The organism is Streptomyces sp. NPDC058307 (assembly GCF_042880295.1).
GTDB lineage: Bacteria > Actinomycetota > Actinomycetes > Streptomycetales > Streptomycetaceae > Streptomyces.
In genome coordinates, this window is record NZ_JBHVYZ010000019.1 from 110602 (window position 1) to 129449 (window position 18848).

Annotated in this window: 17 protein-coding genes, 1 tRNA gene and 1 pseudogene; 9 read left to right on the forward strand and 10 right to left on the reverse strand. The window is 68.2% G+C overall.

Annotated features, from left to right (window positions below; genetic code table 11):
* Window positions 1–104: 104 nt before the first annotated feature.
* Window positions 105–2222 (reverse strand): protein kinase, encoded by a 2118-nt coding sequence (locus tag ACFVYN_RS16675; protein ID WP_389998515.1) that lies wholly within the window; start codon window positions 2220–2222, stop codon window positions 105–107.
* Between the two features lie 238 nt (window positions 2223–2460).
* Window positions 2461–3009 carry a DNA-binding protein gene (locus ACFVYN_RS16680; RefSeq protein WP_031036313.1) on the reverse strand — a complete coding sequence of 183 codons (549 nt, stop codon included), beginning with the start codon at window positions 3007–3009 and terminating at the stop codon, window positions 2461–2463.
* Between the two features lie 185 nt (window positions 3010–3194).
* On the opposite strand from ACFVYN_RS16680, the gene ACFVYN_RS16685 reads away from it, so the two are divergent.
* Window positions 3195–3267 (forward strand) — tRNA-Ala (locus ACFVYN_RS16685).
* Between the two features lie 98 nt (window positions 3268–3365).
* On the opposite strand, the gene ACFVYN_RS16690 is transcribed toward ACFVYN_RS16685, so the two are convergent.
* Window positions 3366–4316, reverse strand: coding sequence for a glycosyl hydrolase (locus ACFVYN_RS16690; RefSeq protein WP_389998518.1), 951 nt, complete (start codon window positions 4314–4316; stop codon window positions 3366–3368).
* A gap of 154 nt (window positions 4317–4470) precedes the next feature.
* Window positions 4471–5160 (reverse strand): DUF5324 family protein, encoded by a 690-nt coding sequence (locus tag ACFVYN_RS16695; protein ID WP_389998522.1) that lies wholly within the window; start codon window positions 5158–5160, stop codon window positions 4471–4473.
* Window positions 5161–5424: 264 nt separating this feature from the next.
* Here ACFVYN_RS16695 and ACFVYN_RS16700 point away from each other — a divergent pair, with 264 nt between their 5' ends.
* Both ACFVYN_RS16700 and ACFVYN_RS16705 read left to right on the forward strand, forming a co-directional pair.
* Window positions 5425–5958, forward strand: a complete 534-nt coding sequence (locus tag ACFVYN_RS16700) for a peptidylprolyl isomerase (protein WP_280850479.1) — start codon at window positions 5425–5427, stop codon at window positions 5956–5958.
* 115 nt (window positions 5959–6073) lie between these two features.
* On the forward strand, window positions 6074–6958 hold the full coding sequence (locus tag ACFVYN_RS16705) for a rhomboid family intramembrane serine protease (protein WP_389998525.1): 885 nt from the start codon (window positions 6074–6076) through the stop codon (window positions 6956–6958).
* 264 nt (window positions 6959–7222) lie between these two features.
* Here ACFVYN_RS16705 and crgA read toward each other — a convergent pair whose 3' ends face one another.
* Window positions 7223–7477, reverse strand: a complete 255-nt coding sequence (crgA, locus tag ACFVYN_RS16710; RefSeq protein ID WP_020119474.1) for a cell division protein CrgA — start codon at window positions 7475–7477, stop codon at window positions 7223–7225.
* Between the two features lie 139 nt (window positions 7478–7616).
* On the opposite strand from crgA, the gene ACFVYN_RS16715 reads away from it, so the two are divergent.
* Genes ACFVYN_RS16715 through ACFVYN_RS16740 form a run of 6 tightly spaced genes read left to right on the forward strand, consistent with a single transcriptional unit; the run spans window position 7617 to window position 11880 of the window.
* The gene (locus ACFVYN_RS16715) at window positions 7617–8396 is read left to right on the forward strand and encodes a DUF881 domain-containing protein (protein WP_389998528.1); all 780 of its coding nucleotides are present in this window, start codon (window positions 7617–7619) and stop codon (window positions 8394–8396) included.
* 27 nt (window positions 8397–8423) lie between these two features.
* Complete coding sequence (locus ACFVYN_RS16720) at window positions 8424–9125, forward strand: class E sortase (protein ID WP_389998531.1); 702 nt, start codon at window positions 8424–8426, stop codon at window positions 9123–9125.
* 53 nt (window positions 9126–9178) lie between these two features.
* Window positions 9179–9340 carry a hypothetical protein gene (locus ACFVYN_RS16725; protein WP_389998533.1) on the forward strand — a complete coding sequence of 54 codons (162 nt, stop codon included), beginning with the start codon at window positions 9179–9181 and terminating at the stop codon, window positions 9338–9340.
* Window positions 9337–9975 (forward strand): aminodeoxychorismate/anthranilate synthase component II, encoded by a 639-nt coding sequence (locus tag ACFVYN_RS16730; RefSeq protein WP_389998536.1) that lies wholly within the window; start codon window positions 9337–9339, stop codon window positions 9973–9975. Before ACFVYN_RS16725 ends, ACFVYN_RS16730 begins: the two co-directional genes overlap by 4 nt.
* Entirely contained in the window at window positions 9972–11129 is a 1158-nt protein-coding gene (locus tag ACFVYN_RS16735; protein ID WP_389998539.1) for a class E sortase, read from the forward strand. Before ACFVYN_RS16730 ends, ACFVYN_RS16735 begins: the two co-directional genes overlap by 4 nt.
* Window positions 11130–11142: 13 nt before the next feature.
* The gene (locus ACFVYN_RS16740; protein WP_389998541.1) at window positions 11143–11880 is read left to right on the forward strand and encodes a class E sortase; all 738 of its coding nucleotides are present in this window, start codon (window positions 11143–11145) and stop codon (window positions 11878–11880) included.
* 96 nt (window positions 11881–11976) lie between these two features.
* On the opposite strand, the gene ACFVYN_RS16745 is transcribed toward ACFVYN_RS16740, so the two are convergent.
* The 5 genes and pseudogenes from ACFVYN_RS16745 to ACFVYN_RS16765 all read right to left on the reverse strand — a co-directional run.
* On the reverse strand, window positions 11977–12978 hold the full coding sequence (locus tag ACFVYN_RS16745; RefSeq protein WP_389998544.1) for a restriction endonuclease: 1002 nt from the start codon (window positions 12976–12978) through the stop codon (window positions 11977–11979).
* Window positions 12979–13226: 248 nt separating this feature from the next.
* On the reverse strand, window positions 13227–15221 hold the full coding sequence (gene pknB, locus ACFVYN_RS16750) for a Stk1 family PASTA domain-containing Ser/Thr kinase (protein WP_389998547.1): 1995 nt from the start codon (window positions 15219–15221) through the stop codon (window positions 13227–13229).
* 169 nt (window positions 15222–15390) lie between these two features.
* Entirely contained in the window at window positions 15391–16863 is a 1473-nt protein-coding gene (locus tag ACFVYN_RS16755) for a peptidoglycan D,D-transpeptidase FtsI family protein (protein WP_389998550.1), read from the reverse strand.
* Window positions 16860–18314 carry an FtsW/RodA/SpoVE family cell cycle protein gene (locus ACFVYN_RS16760; protein ID WP_389998552.1) on the reverse strand — a complete coding sequence of 485 codons (1455 nt, stop codon included), beginning with the start codon at window positions 18312–18314 and terminating at the stop codon, window positions 16860–16862. Before ACFVYN_RS16760 ends, ACFVYN_RS16755 begins: the two co-directional genes overlap by 4 nt.
* Before the next feature lie 27 nt (window positions 18315–18341).
* Window positions 18342–18848, reverse strand: a pseudogene (locus ACFVYN_RS16765) (protein phosphatase); the annotation flags it as partial.

Sequence of the window (18848 nt, forward strand, 5' to 3'; positions counted from 1 at the left end):
CGGCGGGGGGCTGCCCGGGTGTAGGGCCTTGGGGTCGGGGGCCTTGGATCAAGGGACTGAGGGCTGCGCCAGGACTACGGCGGAGTCGTCCGACTGCCGGGTCCTCAGATCTGGGTGAGTGCCCAGAACCCCACGGCGTAACAGACCAGGGCCAGGAGCAGGAGGGGGATCGCCACCTTCGCGGGTGGACCGCTGCGGCGTGCTCGCGAAAGTGATGGCGCGGGAGGTGGAACCTGCGGGCTCTGAGCGGTGTACGAAGCAGTAGAGGTGCCGGCGTGCTGCTGGGCCGGGGTCGATGTCGGCGCCTGCGTGGGGAAGCGTGGGGTGTGATGTTGGGGGGAGGGCAGGACGTGAGTGGGGGGTGTGGGGTCGTAGGGGGGGTGAGCCGCCGGGGTGGCGGGCCGGTGGGGTTGTGCCTGCGCCTGCTGGTGGGGTTGGTGTGGCTGCGCCTGGTGCTCCGGTGGAGTGGAGGGCCGCTGGGAGCGCGAGTTCGTGGGCCGGGGCGGCGGCAGATGGAAGCTGCCGGTGTCCGACACCGAGGGTGGGCTGGTGGGAGCGGACCAGGGGGTTCCGCGGTCTGTGGCGGGGGAGGACGCGTCGGCACCTGGGGAGGGCAGGGGGCCGGCCTCATGGTGCCAGGACGGTGGGTTGGCCCCCTGAGACCAGGACGGTGGGTTGGCCTGTTCGGACCATGGCGCCGGGTTCGATTCCCTGGGCCAGGACGCGGAGTTCGCGCCTGCGGGCCAGGGTGGTGTGGTTCCGCCCGATGGACCAGGCCAGGATTGCAGTCCGTTGCCTTCGTCGGGCCAGGAGGGAGCCTGGCTCTCGTCACCGGGCCAGGAGGGAGCCCGGCTCTCGGCACCGGGATGGAATGCGTCCTGCTCGTTCCTGTCGCCGGATCGGGAGGAAGCGTTGCCCGCTTCGGCCGGCGGCGATCCCACCCCGTTTCCTGCACCGAACCAGGAGGACGCTCCACCCGCCGGACCTGGTCGGGAAACCATGCCACTGCCCTGGACAGGCCACGATGGCACCCCGTCGGCACCGCCGATGTCACCAGTACGTGCACCGGGCCCAGCACCAGCACCGCTCACCTCACCGGCACCGGCACCGGCACCCGATCCAAGACCAGCGCTGGGCTCAGCAGCACCACCAGCTCCGGCACCCGCCACCGCATCACGAGCTACGCCACCGAAACCCGCCCGAGCACCACCCACCCCTGCGCCGGCCCCTCCGCCACCCCCGAAAGACCCCCCGCTTCCGTCACCCGTTCCGAAGCGTGCTCCTCCCCCCGTCCCGGATCCCCCGTTCCGTGTCCTGCTCGGGTCAACGCCCGGTGCTCGCTTGAACGGTCCCTCCGGGCCGAACTCAGGGGGCAGAGGGCCGAGTTGGTCGAAGATCTCGATGGACTCGTCGTCGGGGCCGGGGTCCGGGAGGAGCTCTCTGGCGGCGGCGAGGGCTTTGCGGGCCCCCGTGGCGGTGCGGAAGCGGGCCTGGGGGTCAGGTTGCAGGAGGGAGGCCACGACCTGCCAGAGCGGCTCTGGGACGCTCTGGGGCGCGCCCGGAGTGCCGTGGGCGGCGAAGTACTGGATGAGTGCCTTGGCGTCGGGCTTGGCGCCCTCCAGGAGGTACAGCGCGACCAGGCCGACGGCGAACAGGTCGGCGGGAAAGTCCGGTTCCGCGCCCATCATCTGCTCGGGGGCGAGATAACCGGGCGTGCCGACCACGAGGTTGGTCTCGGTCAGCCGGGGTTCGCCCAGCCGCATGGCGATGCCGAAGTCGGACAGCCTCAGCCGCGGCCGGGCGGTACCGGTGGCTTCGAGCAGGATGTTGGCGGGCTTGATGTCACGGTGCACGACACCCTCCGCGTGCATCGCGGCCAGCCCAGCGAGGAGCTGGTCGAGCAGGGTGCAGACGAAGGCGGGTGGCAGGGGACCGTAGTCCCCGACCAGATGGACCAGCGAGCCGCCGGCGACCAGGTCCATGGTGAACAGGACCTTGTCGTCGTCGGCCGCCCAGCTGGCCGGCGCGAGGACATGGGGATGGTCGATCCGCAGGGCCTGTTCGCGGACGAAGCGCAGCAAGGAGTGGGCATCGCTCTGCAGCAGGACCTTGGCGGCCACATAACGGCGGCGCCGGTGGTCCCAGGCACGCCAGACGGCACCGACGCCTCCGCGTCCGATCGGATCGGCCAGCTCGTACCGGCCGGCGAACACCTCACCCATGACTGCGCGTCGCTCCTCCCCCTGCGGTTACCCCCCTTGCTTCCCCCTCGATGAGCGATACGACCCCTCGTGGCCTCCCGGATGAGAGATACGGCCCCGTGTTCCTCGTCTCCTCGGCGGCTGACACACCCCCGCGTGTCAGCCCCCGGCAAGGAGCGCGACCCCCTCGCGCTCCTCCGTGCTGCCTGCACAGCCCCCGGCCCGGCTGCCGAACCCCTTCGGCCACCGGACGGACGGCTCAGTTCTGGTGGGACTGGTAGTGCGTGACCGCGTCGGACGTGCGGCCGGCCCCGTAGACCCGGAGGAACTCTGCCAGTTCCGGATGGGTCGGGGCGAGAGTGTCGGCCGCGTCGATGATGTCTCCTGCGGCGGCCACCGAGCGCAGCAGCGACTGGATCTCGCGGACCACCCGCTTGACCGTCGGCGCGCCCGAACTGCTCGTCGTGGTCGTGGTGTTGCTGAGCACCGAACCCCCCTGCGACTTCTTGATCTCGTCCATGCGCTCGGTCGCCTCGGCCGCGCTCACGCTGCCGTCCGCGACCTGCCCCGCCAGGTCCTGCAGCAGCTGCACCCGCTGGACCACGGCGGGATTGCCGATCTTCGCCCGCTGACCACTCATCAGCTGGGACAGCATCGGAGCCGACAGTCCCAGCACCCCCGCGAGACGGGCCTGATTGAGGCCCAGGTCGTCTATGAGCTTACGGAAGAGCGCCCCCAGCGGCTCCCCGTACCAGTTCCGCTGCAGTTCCCGCGCTCTTGCGGTCGCTTCCTGCTGTGCGGCGTCCATGTGCGTCTCCCCATCGCTTCCCCAAAAAACCGTGGTTCGCGACAGCGAACCACGCCGAGCATCTTACGGAGAGTGGTCGTTCGCGGGGACCCCCAATCCCTTTTGCGGAATACCCGGGGGAACCCGGTACTCTGGTCTGCGACGCCCACCGGCACGTGGTTCTTCCGGCGGACGTTCCTCTTCCCGGGGCCTTAGCTCAGTTGGTAGAGCGCTGTCTTTGCATGGCAGATGTCAGGGGTTCGACTCCCCTAGGCTCCACTTCACAAACCCCTCCGACCTGCGAATACGCGGGCGGAGGGGTTTTTCGTGCATGCCGGGGACTCAACGGCTGAAGGCGGCTGGATCACCTTCGACGCCTACTTCATCAGCGAGCGGTACACCGCAGACGACCGCGGATGAGCCCGGCAGCCCCACACACCGTGCGGGCAGTAGTCGGTGATGGCCTGGTAGAGGGGACGCTGCCGGGCGAACCAGGTGAGCATGCCGCGCATGTACACCGGGTCGTCGCCGTTCTCGTACAGACCCCACTCCTGGTACGAGAAGGGTTTGCCGTGGGCGCGGGCGAAGCGGACGTGGGCGCGCAGGCCGAACGGCTCGCTCACCTGGTCGGTGAAGCGCAGCCCGCGCGGTGCGTCGTAGGCGTCCATGCCGATGACGTCGACGGTCTCGTCGCCCGGATAGCAGCGCGGCCACGGGATCGCGTCGCGGCCCCGGTTGGGCGTGAACTCGAAGCGGAAGCGCTGACCGGGCACCGAGCGCATCGCGCGCACGATCCTCGTCCAGTACGTCTTCCACGCGGCCGGATCCGGGCCGCAGCGGTGGCTGTAGGTGGTGCCGTTCATCTCCCAGCCGAGGACGACGATCGTGTCCGGGACGCCGAGAGCCGCCAACCTCCGGGCCAGCGCGCGGAAATGGCCGTCGTAGTCGCCGTTCGCCCCGCGGCGAAGCTGTGCACGGACCGCGCGGTCGGGGAGGTGGTCCTCCGCGTGTTCCAGCATCGGCACGTTCAGGACGAACATCCGCCGCGGATCGGCTCGTCGCCACGCTGCCCAGGACTCCAGGTAACGCGGCGCTCCCTCGATGTTGCTCCAGCGGTCGCCGGGCAGGTACACGTGCCCGACCCGGGGCGCGGGCCCGCCGAGCCAGGCACCGAGCGCACCGAGCCGCCCCACGTCGGCGGGGTCGAAGCCGACATACGCGCCGTACGCGGAAGCCGCCGCGGGCTCGGGAGCGCGGGTGGTGCAGGCCGACGCCAGGAGCAGTAGTACGGCGGTCAGGGCGAGCGGCCCGCGGCGCGAGGGCTTCATCAGGGCGGCGGTCCGTCCGGTGCGAAAACAGGTCTTGGCGACTGTGACGCACAGGTGCCCCGCCGCGCCGGTCCGGCCACACCGTCGGGTGAACACGACGGTGGGGCGGAGAACTTCCGCCCCACCACTGGTACACGCCGTCAAAAAGCCGGCGTCAGCGCCCTTCGTCGTGCTGTGCGGCGTCCTCCTCGGCCTCCTTCGCCTGAACCTCCGGGTCCAGGACGGACTGACCGCTGCCGTCCACGGACGTCAGCCGGCCCGTCTCGGACACCTCGGTCGCGGCGGGCGGCTCGACCAGCCAGTCGGGGTTGGCCTGCTTGTCCCACCACTTCCAGGCGGCGTAAGCACCACCCGCCACAAGGCCCGCGACCGCCAGCGCCTTGGCGAGCCGTCCTGCACGGGCCCGCCGCTCGTGCTTGCGGATCAGCTTCTGGACCTCCTTGGGAGAGACCTGGCCACGCAGTGCGGCCAGTGCGGCCGCGCTCCGGGCTGTGGCCTCCCCGGCGACCGGGCCGGCCGCGGCGACGGCCTGCTCGATCTTCGGGCGGGAATAGTCGGCGGCCTGCCGAGCTGCCTTGCGCGTGCGTACGGCGGCCTGGTCGACCTTCGGCGGAACATGCGTACGGGCCTGCTCCAGGCGCGGCGCGAGATGAGCGCCGTACTGGACACGCGCCTGCTCGGCCGCCTGCGAGACCTTCGGCGCGAGCCGTACGCGTGCCTCCGTCGCGTAGTGCGAGGCCCTGTCCTTGGCCGTGTCGGCGTAGGGCGCCACCACTTCCGCGGCGTGCAGCACGCTGTCCTTCGCCGAGCCGGTCGCGGCGCGCACGCTGTCGATGCGGGTCACGGGATCCTCCTCCTCGGTGGCGTATGGTATTTCGACTTTCCACCCTTTTACGGATCATGCCTGCCGGAGTGCAGCCCGGCACCTGACGACGCGCATCCGGATCAATGAGGGCGGGCATCCGGATCAATAACGGATGAATACGTGGCAACAGGAGCTTGCCGACGACAATGCCACGGATCGCCGCCGTCCGCCCCTGCCCGACCGATCCTCGGCCGGATCCGTGCGAGGATCGGCAGGGCACAAGCAGACAACGGAAGGCAGATCGTGGCCGAGCAGCTTTACGCCACCCTGAAGACCAACCACGGCGACATCGAAGTCCGGCTCCTGCCGAACCACGCCCCGAAGACGGTCAGGAACTTCGTCGAACTCGCCCAGGGCGAGCGCGAGTGGACGCACCCCGGCACCGGGGAGAAGTCCACCAAGAGGCTCTATGACGGCACGATCTTCCACCGCGTCATCAGCGGCTTCATGATCCAGGGCGGCGACCCGCTGGGCACCGGCATCGGCGGCCCGGGCTACGAGTTCGAGGACGAGTTCCACCCCGACCTCGGCTTCAACAAGCCCTACCTGCTGGCCATGGCCAACGCCGGCCCCGGCACCAACGGCTCGCAGTTCTTCATCACCGTCTCCCCGACGGCCTGGCTGAACCGCAAGCACACCATCTTCGGCGAGGTCACGGACCCCGCCAGCCAGAAGGTCGTCGACGCCATCGCCGGCGTCAAGACCACCCGCCCCAACGACCGCCCGGTGAACGACGTCGTCATCGAGCAGGTCGTCGTGGAGACCCGCCAGGGCTGAGCCCCGGGCTACCACCGCGAAGGGAACCAAACGCCCCGCTCAACCGTAAGGATGAGCGGGGCGGCGCACGTGGACACGACGGCCCAGGGCGATTACGGGCGACTTAGGGGATGGCATGAATCAGGAGGCGGGCAGTACGCCGCAGGCCCAGAACCTGCCTGGCTGCTACCGGCACCCGGACCGTGAGACCGGCATCCGCTGCACCCGCTGCGAGCGCCCGATCTGCCCCGAGTGCATGGTCAGCGCCTCCGTCGGCTTCCAGTGCCCCGAGTGCGTGCGCGACGGGGGCGGCAGCGGACCGGCGCCGGCCGCGGCACGGCCCCGCACCATCGCGGGCGGTACCGTCACGGCCGATCCCCGGCTGTTCACCAAGATCCTGATCGGGATCAACATCGCGGTGTTCATCGCCATCCAGGTCAATGCGTCCCTGGCTGCGGACCTCAGCCTCATCGGCGCCTGGCCGCCGGCGCCCTTCCAGGCCACCGAAGGTGTCGCGGACGGGCAGTACTACCGCCTGGTGACCTCGATGTTCGCGCACCAGGAGATCTGGCACATCGGCTTCAACATGATGAGCCTGTGGTGGCTCGGCGGGCCCCTAGAAGCGGCCCTCGGCCGCGCCCGCTATCTCGCGGTCTACTTCGTCTCCGGTCTCGCGGGCAGCGCGCTGGCCTATCTGCTGGCCAGTCCCGCCACCCAGACCCTCGGCGCCTCCGGTGCCATCTTCGGCCTCTTCGGCGCGACCGCGGTCCTGATGCGCAAGCTCAACTACGACCTCCGGCCGATCATCGCGCTCCTGGTGATCAACCTGATCTTCACCTTCAGCTGGAGCGGCATCTCCTGGCAGGCCCACATCGGCGGCCTGGCCGCCGGCCTGATCACCGGCTACGGCATGGTCCACGCCCCGCGCAAGCGGCGGGCCCTCGTGCAGTACGGGACCTGTGCGCTGGTCCTGCTGGTCGTCGTGGGCATGACCCTGGTCAGAACCGCGCAGCTGACCTGACGGGTCCGCGCGACCCCTCTGAGCGGCCCGTTTTCCACAGCGAGTGCGCGATCTTGTGCATAGAGTGCGGGAACAGCTGTGCCCCCTGTCACTGACCCGTGTTTGCGCAGGTCAGGCAGGGGGCGAACAGGCTTGCGGGGGCTGGTGGGATGGTCTTACCGGCGTCAACGTCTGATGGGTTATCCACAGATCGTCGTCTTTTCCCCAGGGTCTGTGGATATCGCTGCGGACTGTGGATAACTCAGCGGATAACCCTGGGGAGAGCTACTTCCACTGGGTGGAGACGCCGAATCCGGCGGCGATGAAGCCGAAGCCCACCACGATGTTCCAGTTGTCCAGGGCGTCGATGGGCAGTGAGCCGTCCGTCACATAGAAGACGACGATCCAGGCCAGTCCGATGAGGAACATGGCCAGCATCACCGGGGCCACCCAGGCGCGGCTGTTCAACTTGATGGCGGTCGCCTGCTTCGCCGGGGGCGGCGTGTAGTCGGCCTTCTTGCGGATACGTGACTTCGGCACGAGGGTCTCTCCTGTCGATGCGCTGCGTGGCCGCGCAGGTAACGGTCGGGCTCGGGGCAGCGTACAAGGGGACACTGAGTGCTCCCCCGGGCGTCCGTTAGCGTAGTGCTTCCGCGGCGCCGAAGGAGATAAGGGTACGTTGAGCAATTCTGCCGACTCCCCCCAGTCCGGATCCAGTCCTGTCCACAGGTGGAATTTCCGGCCGGTGCGCGTGCTCACGGTGGGCGTCTTCGCTCTCGCGGGACTCATCTTCTTCACGAGTTTCAACACGGCCAAGGGCACCGACATCCGTACGGACGCTTCGCTGCTGAAGCTCTCGGACCTCATCCAGGAGCGCAGCCGCAACAACGGCGAGCTCGACGAGTCGAACGGCTCGTTGCGCCGGGACGTCGAATCGCTCGCCGAGCGTGACGACGGCAGTACCAAGGCCGAGGACGCCAAGCTCGCCGCCCTGGAGGACCGGGCGGGCACCCAGAAGCTCAAGGGGAAGGCGGTCACGGTCACGCTCGACGACGCCCCGCCGAACGCCACCGCCAAGCTCCCCGGCTATCCCGAGCCGCAGCCCGACTACCTGGTCATCCACCAGCAGGACCTCCAGGCCGTGGTCAACGCCCTGTGGAAGGGCGGCGCCCGGGGCATCAAGGTCATGGACCAGCGGCTGATCTCCACCAGCGCCGTGCGCTGTGTCGGCAACACCCTGATCCTCCAGGGCCGCGTCTACTCACCGCCGTACAAGATCCAGGCGGTCGGTGACCCCGGGAAGCTGAAGCAGGCGCTCGCGGACTCCAAGGCGATCCAGAACTACATGGTCTACGTCAATGTCTACGGCCTCGGCTGGAATGTGGCCGACGACGGCACGGTGACTCTTCCCGGCTACTCGGGCACAGTGGATCTGCAGTACGCCAAGCCCGTGGAGTGAGCACTATGTGAGCCCCTGGAGCCGCCGGTGCGTGTCGTCGTCAGGACCGTCAGCGAGCTGTGCATCACCGTCGGCGCCCTGATCGTGTTGTTCGTCGTCTATGTGCTGTTCTGGACCGGTGTGAAGGCCGACACCGTCATGGACGACCAGATCGACCAGTTGGAGAACCAGTGGGCGCAGGGGAGCGTGCGGCAGCCGAAGGCGACGGCCGCCCCGTCCGCCGCCTCGTCCGCTTCTCCCGCGGAACCGGCGCCGTACCGGAGCGGGAAGCCCTTCGCGATCATGTACATCCCGCGGCTTGGTTTCACGTGGAACAAGCCCGTTCTCGAAGGTACCGAGGTCGGGACCCTGAAGAAGGGGCTCGGGCACTACGCGAACACCGCGCGGCTCGGGCAGCGGGGCAACTTCTCGGTGGCCGGGCACCGGCGCACCTACGGGGATCCCTTCAAGGACTTTCCGAGGCTGCGGCGAGGTGACGCGGTGGTCCTGACGGACGGAACGACCTGGTTCACGTATCGGATCGACAAAGGGCCTTACAAAACAGTGCCCACCGACATTGAGGTGATCGATCCTGTGCCACGTAAATCCGGGTACACGCGGCCTGGCCGCTATCTCACGCTGACCACGTGCGATCCGGAGTGGGGACACAGTCACCGGCTGATCGTCTGGGCGCACCTGGACTCCACACAGCCTGTGGAGGACGGCAAGCCTGTTGCCCTGCGCCGTTAGTCTGGTGCGGTACGGCGTGTGTGTGGGTGCCGTGGTGCGACGGAAGGGACGGCATGTACGGCTGGATCTGGCGGCATCTGCCGGGGAACGCATGGGTGCGGGCGCTGCTCTCGCTCATGCTGGTCGTTGCTGTGGTCTACGTCCTGTTCCAGTACGTGTTCCCGTGGGCGGAACCGCTGCTGCCCTTCAACGATGTGACGGTGGACAACCAGTGAGCGCGCGCATTCTCGTCGTCGACAACTACGACAGCTTCGTCTTCAACCTCGTCCAGTACCTGTACCAGCTGGGCGCGGAGTGCGAGGTGCTGCGCAACGACGAGGTGTCGACGGCGCACGCCCAGGACGGCTTCGACGGCGTCCTGCTCTCGCCCGGGCCCGGCACACCGGAGGAGGCCGGGGTCTGCATCGAGATGGTGCGCCACTGCGCCGCGACCGGGGTGCCCGTCTTCGGCGTCTGTCTCGGCATGCAGTCGATGCAGGTGGCGTACGGCGGTGTCGTGGACCGCGCCCCCGAGCTGCTGCACGGCAAGACGTCGCTGGTCGAGCACGAGGGCCGCGGGGTCTTCGCCGGGCTGCCCACGCCCTTCACGGCGACCCGCTACCACTCGCTGGCCGCCGAGCTGGCGACGGTCCCGGCCGAGCTGGAGGTCACCGCGCGGACGCAGGACGGGATCGTGATGGGGCTGAGGCACCGTGAACTCCCGGTCGAGGGCGTGCAGTTCCACCCCGAGTCGGTGCTGACGGAACACGGGCATCTGATGCTGGCCAACTGGCTGGTGGAGTGCGGGGACCAGGGCGCGGTGGCGAGGTCGGCGGGGCTCGCCCCGGTGGTGGGCAGGGCCACGGCGTGACGGCCCTGCGCCCCGAGCGCGAGGACTTGTACGGCGACGCGTCGTACGGGTCCTACGGCGGCGATTCCTACGGCCGGGAGTCCTACGGCGCGGAGCCCCCCGCCGGTGGTTCGTCTGCTCAGGAGCCCTACGCTCAGGAGCCCTACGCCCGGGAGTCCTTCGGCGGGGCGTCTTCAGACGCGTCCTCGGCGGATGGGGCGTCGACGCCCTATGTCCCTCCGGCCGATGACGAGACGGTGGCGTTGCGGATACCCGATCCGCCGCCACCCTCCATATCCGTCTCTGCGGCCTCTTCCGCCACATCCGCCACTGGATCCCCGCAGGGCGGCCGCGCGGCCCGCAGAAAGGCCGCCAAGGGTCGCCACGGACGTCATGGCGGTACGGCCGCCCCCGACGCGCAGTCGGAGCAGGGCGCGCCGGACTCGCCGGACGGCAAGCCGCTCTCCCGCGTCGAGGCCCGTAAGCAGGCGAAGGCCCGCAAACCTGGCGCGGCCGTCGTCGCGAGCCGGGCGATCGGCGAGGTGTTCATCACCACCGGCGTGCTGATGCTGCTGTTCGTCAGCTACCAGCTGTGGTGGACCAACGTCCGGGCGCACGCACAGGCGGACAAGGAGGCGAGCAGCCTCCAGAACGACTGGGCCAGCGGGAAGGGCGCCCCGGGCACCTTCGAGCCGGGCCAGGGCTTCGCCCTGCTGCACATTCCCAAGCTGGACGTGGTGGTGCCGATAGCCGAGGGCGTCAGCAACAAGAAGGTCCTCGACAAGGGCATGGTCGGGCACTACAGCGAGGGCGCGCTGAAGACGGCGATGCCCGACGCCAAGACCGGCAACTTCGCTCTCGCCGGGCACCGCAACACCCACGGCGAGCCCTTCCGTTACATCAACAGGCTCAGCCCGGGTGACGCGATCGTCGTCGAGACGCAGGACGACTACTTCGTCTACAAGATGACGTCGACCCTGCCGGTGACGTCCCCGAGCAACACGAGCGTGATCGACCCCGTCCCCAAGGGATCCGGGTTCACCACGGCCGGCCGCTACATCACCCTCACCACCTGCACGCCGGAGTTCACCAGCAAGTACCGCTTGATCGTCTGGGGCAAGATGGTCGAGGAACGGCCGCGCAGCAAGGGCAAGCCGGATGCGCTCGTCCAGTAAGGGCAGATGACCAGTGGCAGCGACCACAGAGCAAGAGCAGAACACCGGCAGCCCCGCGCCGCGCCGCCGCGGCCCCGGCCGGATCGCCATGGCGGTCAGCTTCTTCGGTGAACTCCTCATCACGGCGGGCCTGGTACTCGGCCTGTTCGTCGTCTACTCGTTGTGGTGGACGAATGTCGTCGCCGACCGGGCGGCGGACAAACAGGCCGACAAGGTGCGTGACGCCTGGACCGAGCGGACCACGGGCGGTCCCGGCGCGCTGGACACCAAGAACGGCATCGGCTTCCTGCACGTCCCCGCGATGCGGAACGGTGAGGTCCTGGTCGAGAAGGGCACCTCGACGAAGATCCTCAACGACGGCGTCGCCGGCTACTACACCGACCCCGTCAAGGCCACGCTCCCCACCAGCGGCAAGACCGGCAACTTCGCCCTCGCCGCGCACCGCGACGGCCACGGCGCGAAGTTCCACAACATCGACAAGGTCAAGAAGGGCGACCCGATCGTCTTCGAGACCAAGGACGAGTGGTACGTCTACAAGGTCTACGCCGTCCTGCCCGAGACCTCGAAGTACAACGTCAAGGTGCTCGGCCGGATCCCCAAGGAGTCCGGCAGGAAGAAGGCCGGCCACTACATCACGCTGACGACGTGCACGCCGGTGTACACGTCGCGGTATCGGTATGTGGTGTGGGGCGAGCTGGTCCGTACCGAGAAGGTGGACAGCGAGCGGACGCTGCCGAAGGAACTGCGCTGACTGAGCTCCTTGAAGGAGCTCAGTCACCTAGCATGGCGAAGGCCCGAAGCCGCAACTTTCTCTTGCGGCTTCGGGCCTCTTTGCGTCAGGCCGCGTCTACTCCAGGACTTCCAGCGGTTCCCCGGCGCTCCACTGCTCCAGCTGCCCACGGTGTACGACGGTGATCCCGGTCTCGGCGGCGATGTTCAGGGCCTCAGGGGTGAACGGGCAGGTCGCCACGTAGAGAGCCACATCCGCGTTGTGGAGCACCTTCGCCGCCCCGACGAACTTCTGGACCTCCGGGCTGGTGATGTTGAGGTAGGGCGCGAACCGCTTGCACTGCACCACGAGGCGTTGTCCGGCGGCAGTGAGCCCGATGATGTCGACACCCCGGTCCCCGCGACCGCCCTGTACGACGACGTTGGTGCAGCCGTCCCGGCGCAGCAGTTTGGCGATGTGGTGCTCGAACCTGCGGCCGTTCATGGCGTCCATGGCGGCCATGACTCCGACGGTGGGCCGGTCGTCCCGTACGCCTTCGAGTCGTTGCAGGCGGGTGTGGTGCTGGTGGAGGCGTCGTTCGATGCGCTGGACTCCTGCCCGCAGGGCGACCAACTCCCTGCGGTGCTCGCCCGATGTCTCGATCAGGGCGTTGAACATCGGCACGACGGTCTTGCCGAGGATGTGGGTGATGCGTTGGTCGATGCGGTCGTCGAGCGAGGCGGTGTCTGTGGAGGCCGGGTTTTCCACAGGCTGTGTACGTGCCAGGTACTCCATGTCGAGGAGGTACACACGCACCTGACGTGCGACTTCGCTGTCGCGGAGGAGCATGGCGACGTTGAGGACGGCTCGGCGTGAGTAGAGAGTGAGGCTCGATCGAGGCTGTGGATGACCTCCCGGATAGCGTGACAAGGTGTCACGCTTAAATTCTGCGAGCTGATCGCCCCGTAGCGTCAGCATGCCGTTGCACGACAGTTCCTCGTTGTGGCGTGCCTTGAGCTGGCGGATCGCCTCGACCGTGACGCCGAAGTACGTCGCCACCATCGCCGTCGTCACATGCATCCCGTCCGGCAGCAGTGACAGTGCCTTGACCCTGTCGAGTACGTCCGTGCGCTCCAGCACGCTGTGCGCAGGGTCTTGGATTCCAGCAGTACCGATTCGTTGATCATGTTCTGCCCTTCCGGTTGGGGATGGCTCCATGGCCAGGGCAGAGCTTCGGCACCCCACCCGAATGGATCAACGAGTCGTCATATAGGAAGACACGATCGGTATGCGAACACGTCGACGGACGGACGCGGGTCGCCATGACGAAGCCCCGGCACCCTGTGAGGGGCGGCGGGGCTTGTCTGTGTGCGGGGTTCTCCGTGCGGCTAGCCGGTTCCGCCTCCGAAGAAGCCTCCGCCGTTGTTGCCGCCGTTGTTGTTGCCGTTACCGACGCTCACGGTCTGCAGGGTGATCTTCGTGCTGCCCGGGTCGTCGACCTCGTTGCCCCCGCCCGGGTCCTGCTGGGCCACGAGGGCGGTGTCGCTCGGGTCGCTGCCGTTGGCGAACTGGATGTTCGTGAAGCCGGCGTTGTTCAGGATCTGCTTGGCCTGCGCGACCGTGCGGCCCCTGACGTCCGGAACCTCGACCTTGTCCTTCGGCTTGCCGATCTGGATGTCCACCGACGAGTTCTTGTCGAGCTGGGTGCCGGCCTGCGGCGTGGTCGAGATGACCTTGCCGATCTTGCTGGTGTCGTCGGTGTCCACCTGGGTGCAGTTGCCGACGAGGTTGTTGGCCTGCATCTGTGCCCTGGCGTTCTCACAGGACTGGTCGATGACGTCCGGGACCGTCGACTTCACCTCGGCCTTGGCGATGGTGAGGGTGACGGTGGAACCCTTCTCCACCTCCGCGCCGAGCTCCGGGTCCTGGTTCAGGACGGTGCCCGCCTTCTCGGTGGACACCTCCTTCTTGGTCTTGACGACGAACTGGTATTTGTCGTCCTCCAGCGTCTGCGTGGCCTTGTCGACGTCCAGGCCGAGGACACTGGGTACGGCCACCTTCGGCGCGCCGGTGGACACCACGATACTGACGGCGGTGTTCTTGTCGACCTTGGTGCCGAACGTCGGGTTCTGCTCGCAGATGTTGCCCTTGGCCGTGTTCTCGCACGGCTTCTGGGTGATCTGGCCGAGCTTCAGGTCGACGTTGCCCAGCTGACTCGTGGCGTCGCCCTGAGACTGGTTGACGAGGTTCGGCACGGTCACCTGGTCGTTGCCCGCACCGCTGCCGCTGAAGATCCACTTGCCGATCAGGATCGCGCCGACGAGCACCAGGATGCCCGCCACCACAAGGAGGATCGTCGAGGTGTTCGACTTCTTCTGGCGGCGCCGGTCGGGGCGGTCGTCGTAGCCGAAGCCACCGTCGTCCCCGTTCATCGGCGGCAGCATGGTGGTGGCGCCGCCGTCGGCGCGCAGGGCCGTGGTCGGCTGGTCGTCCGGGTAGCCGCCGTAGCCCACGGAGCCCATCGCCGCGGTGGCCGCGACCGGCTGGCCGTCGAGGCAGGCCTCGATGTCGGCGCGCATCTCGTCGGCCGACTGGTAGCGGTAGTTGGGGTCCTTGACCAGGGCCTTGAGGACGATGGCGTCCATCTCGGGCGTGATCTCGGGGTCGAACACCGACGGGGGCTGCGCCTCTTCCCGTACGTGCTGGTAGGCGACGGCCACCGGGGAGTCGCCCACGAAGGGCGGCCGGACCGTGAGCAGCTCGTACAGGAGGCAGCCGGTGGAGTAGAGGTCCGAGCGCGCGTCGACCTGCTCGCCCTTCGCCTGCTCGGGCGAGAGGTACTGGGCGGTTCCGATGACCGCGGAGGTCTGCGTCATCGTCATGCCGGAGTCGCCCATGGCGCGGGCGATGCCGAAGTCCATCACCTTGACCTGGCCGTTGCGCGTGAGCATCACGTTGGCCGGCTTGATGTCGCGGTGGACGATGCCGCTGCGGTGGGAGTACTCCAGTGCCTGGAGGATCCCGATGGTCATCTCCAGGGAGCGCTCGGGCAGCAGCTTGCGGCCGGAGTGCAGCAGTTCGCGGAGCGTGGAGCCGTCGACGTACTCCATGACGATGTACGGGATCGAGACCCCGTCGATGTAGTCCTCGCCCGTGTCGTAGACCGCCACGATCGCGGGATGGTTGAGCGAGGCGGCCGACTGGGCCTCCCGGCGGAACCGGGCCTGGAAGGACGGGTCACGCGCGAGGTCCGCGCGCAGCGTCTTCACCGCCACCGTGCGGCCGAGGCGCGTGTCCATGGCGAGGTAGACCTCCGCCATGCCACCACGGCCGAGCACCTGGCCCAGCTCGTACCGGCCGCCGAGGCGACGCGGCTCTTCCATAGCTTCCTACCAGCCCTCTCCGTCGGTCCCGACCGGCACGTGTGTGCCGTCGGAGGCTGCACTCCGGGCCTACCGTACCCGGCTAGCTTTGTGTGACCTGGCCAAGTGCGTCACCCGATACAGGACCGGTATCGCAACGTGCACCGATGTGAAGGCGACGTGAGCGGGGTCACTTCTTGGAGTCGATGACCGCCTCCATGACGCTCTTGGCGATGGGCGCCGCGAGACCGCTGCCGGAGATGTTCTCGCGGACCGCGTTGTCGTCCTGGACGACGACGGCCACGGCGACCGGCGCGCTGTCGCCGACCTTGGCGTACGAGATGAACCAGGCGTACGGGTTCTTGCTGTTGTTCTCGCCGTGCTGGGCGGTACCGGTCTTGCCGCCGACGGTGACGTTCGGGATCTGCGCCGTCGTGCCGGTGCCCTTCTGGACGACCGTCTCCATCATCGACTGGAGGATCTGCGCGTTCTCCGCAGACAGCGGCTCGCTCATCTTCTCCGGCTGGGTCTTCTCCAGGACGTCCACGTTCGGGGCCTGGAGGGAGTCGACCATGTACGGCTTCATCAGGGTGCCGTTGTTGGCGACGGCCGAGGCGACCATGGCCATCTGGAGCGGGGTCGCGGCGGTGTTGTACTGGCCGATGGAGGAGAGCGCGGTCTGCGAGGGGTTCATGTTGTCGGAGAAGACGGGTGCGCTGGAGCGGACCGGCGTGAACTGCTCCTCGGTGAAGCCGAACTTCTTGGCCTCTTCGAGCATCTTGTCGTTGCCGAGGTCGGAGCCGACCTTGCCGAAGACGGTGTTGCAGGAGTACTGGAGGGCGGTACGCAGGGTGGCGTTCCTGCAGGGGATGGTGCCCTCGTTCTTCAGCTGGGTCGTGGTGCCCGGCATGGTCCACGGCAGCGGGGAGTCGGTCTTCTCGTCGGCCGTCTTGTACAGGCCGTTCTCCAGCGCCGCGGCCGCGGTGATGACCTTGAAGGTGGAGCCGGGCGGGTAGACCTCGCGCAGCGCCCGGTTGAGCATCGGGTCGTCGGGGTTGTTCTTCTTGTCGAGCTTCTTCCAGGCCTCCGCGTCGGCGTCGCTGCCGCCGGCGATCGTCGAGGGGTCGTACGACGGGTAGGAGGCCAGGGCCAGGATCTTGCCGGTGGAGGGCTCGATGGCGGCGACCGCGCCCTTGCCGCCCTGCTTCTTCAGGCCGTTGTAGGCGGCCTTCTGGGCGGCGGCGTTGAGGGTGGTGACGACGTTGCCGCCTTCCTTCGGCTTGCCGGTGAGCATGTCGAGGGTGTTGCGGAAGAAGAGCCGGTCGTCGTTGCCGGTGAGGATGCCGTCCTCGAGGGACTCCAGCTGGGTGGCGCCGTAGGACTGCGAGACGAAGCCCGTGACGGGCGCCCACATCGCGCCGTCCTTGTAGGTGCGCTTGTACTTGAAGTCGCCCGAGGTCGTCTCGGCGTGCCCGGTGATGGCCTTGCCGTCGACGATGATGTCGCCGCGGGGCGTGGCGTACCGCGCGATGAGCACCCGGCGGTTGTCCGGGTCCTCCCTGAGGCTGTCGGCCTTGACGTACTGGAGCCAGTTGTCGCGGATGAGCAGGGCCAGGACCAGGAGGCCGCAGAAGATCGCGATCCGGCGCAGGGGCTTGTTCATGACGGGCGGACCACCTGGGTCATCTCGGCGTCGGGGCTGGGGGCGGGGGCGGGTGCCGGACGGCGTGCGGTGTCGCTGATCCTGACCAGGATGCCGATCAGGGCCCAGTTGGCGATGACGGAGGAACCGCCGTACGCCAGGAAGGGCATCGTCATACCGGTCAGCGGGATCAGGCCCATCACGCCGCCGGCCACCACGAAGACCTGGAGCGCGAAGGCGCCGGACAGGCCGATGGCGAGGAGCTTGCCGAAGGGGTCGCGGGCGGCGAGGGCGGTGCGGACGCCGCGCTCCACGATCAGGCCGTAGATCAGCAGGATCGCCATGAGGCCGGCCAGGCCCAGTTCCTCGCCGAAAGTGGCGAGGATGAAGTCGGAATTGGCGGCGAAGCGGATCAGCTCGGAGTGGCCCTGTCCCCAGCCGGCGCCGAGGGTGCCGCCGGAGCCGAAGGCCCACAGGGCCTGCATGGCCTGCTCGGAGTGGACGAGGCCGTCGTTGCTGCCGTTGCGGCTGAGCAGGTACTCGTGCATCGGGTCGAGCCAGGCCTGGACGCGGGTCTGGACGTGCGGTTCGAAGCTGGCCACGCCGACGGCGCCGGCGGCGGACATCAGCAGACCGAAGACGATCCAGCTGGTCCGCTCGGTGGCGACGTACAGCATGATGATGAACATTCCGAAGAACAGCAGCGAGGTACCGAGGTCGGTCTCGAACACCAGGATGAGGATCGAGATCATCCAGACGACGATGATCGGGCCGAGGTCGCGGCCGCGCGGCAGGTACAGGCCCATGAAGCGGCGGCTGGCGAGGGCGAGCGCGTCCCGTTTGACCATGAGGTAGCCGGCGAAGAAGATCGCGAGGACGATCTTGGCGAACTCGCCTGGCTGGATGGTGAAGCTGCCTACCTTGATCCAGATCTTGGCGCCGTAGGTGATGTTGGCGCCGAGGCCCGGGACCAGCGGGAGGAGCAGCAGGACCAGGGCGCCGACCATGGAGATGTAGGTGTAGCGCTGCAGGACCCGGTGGTCCTTGAGGAAGATCAGGACGACGGCGAACAGGGCGATGCCCATCGCCGTGTAGATCAGCTGGTTGGTCGCCTTGCCGCCGGCCTGGCCGATCTGCTGGAGCAGCTTGGACTGGTCGAGGCGCCAGATGGCGACGAGTCCGAGGCCGTTGAGCAGGGTGGCCAGGGGCAGCATCAGCGGGTCCGCGTACGGGGCGAACTTGCGTACGACGAGATGGGCGACGCCGGCCAGCAGACCGAGGCCCAGGCCGTAGCTGAGCAGCCCGGTGGGGACCTGGTCGTTGATGGCCAGGCCCACGTTGGCGTACGCGAAGACCGGGATCAGGACGGCGAACACCAGCAGCGCCAGCTCGGTGTTGCGGCGGCTGGGTGCGCCGATCGCGCCGATCGTGGACGTGTGGTGCGTCGACGTGTTCGAAGTACTGCTGCTCATCGTGTGACAGGGCCTCTCACGGCGTGCCTACTGCGTACCGCAGTTCCCGACGACCTGCTTCTCCTCGTCCGAGAGGGTGGGGCCGGGGGTGGGAGTGGGCGTCGGGGATGCGGAAGCGTTCGGGGACGGGGAGGTCGTGCTCGTCGGGGTCGGTGTGGCCTTTGACGTCAGGGAGGACCGGGTGGTTCCCGTGGTGCCGCCGGCTTCGCCCTCGCCCGTCTTGGAGTTCTTCTTGCTCTCCGTGGCCTGCGCGGCGGCCTGCTTCTTGCACGCGGAGGCCTGGACGCCCAGTTCGTCGATCTTCTTCTGGGCCGTCTTCAGGTCGCCCTCGGCGATGGTGCTCTCGACGGACTTCTGCTGGTACGGAGGCAGGTACTTGAGTTCGATCTCGGGGTGGTCCTTGGACACCTTGGAGAGCGAGACCCAGGCCAGGTCCTGGCTGATGCCCCGGTACAGCGCCACGTGCTTGTCGTTGACGCCGACGTAGTACTGGGTCTGCGTCCAGCGCCAGCCGCCGTACAGGCCGCCGCCGAA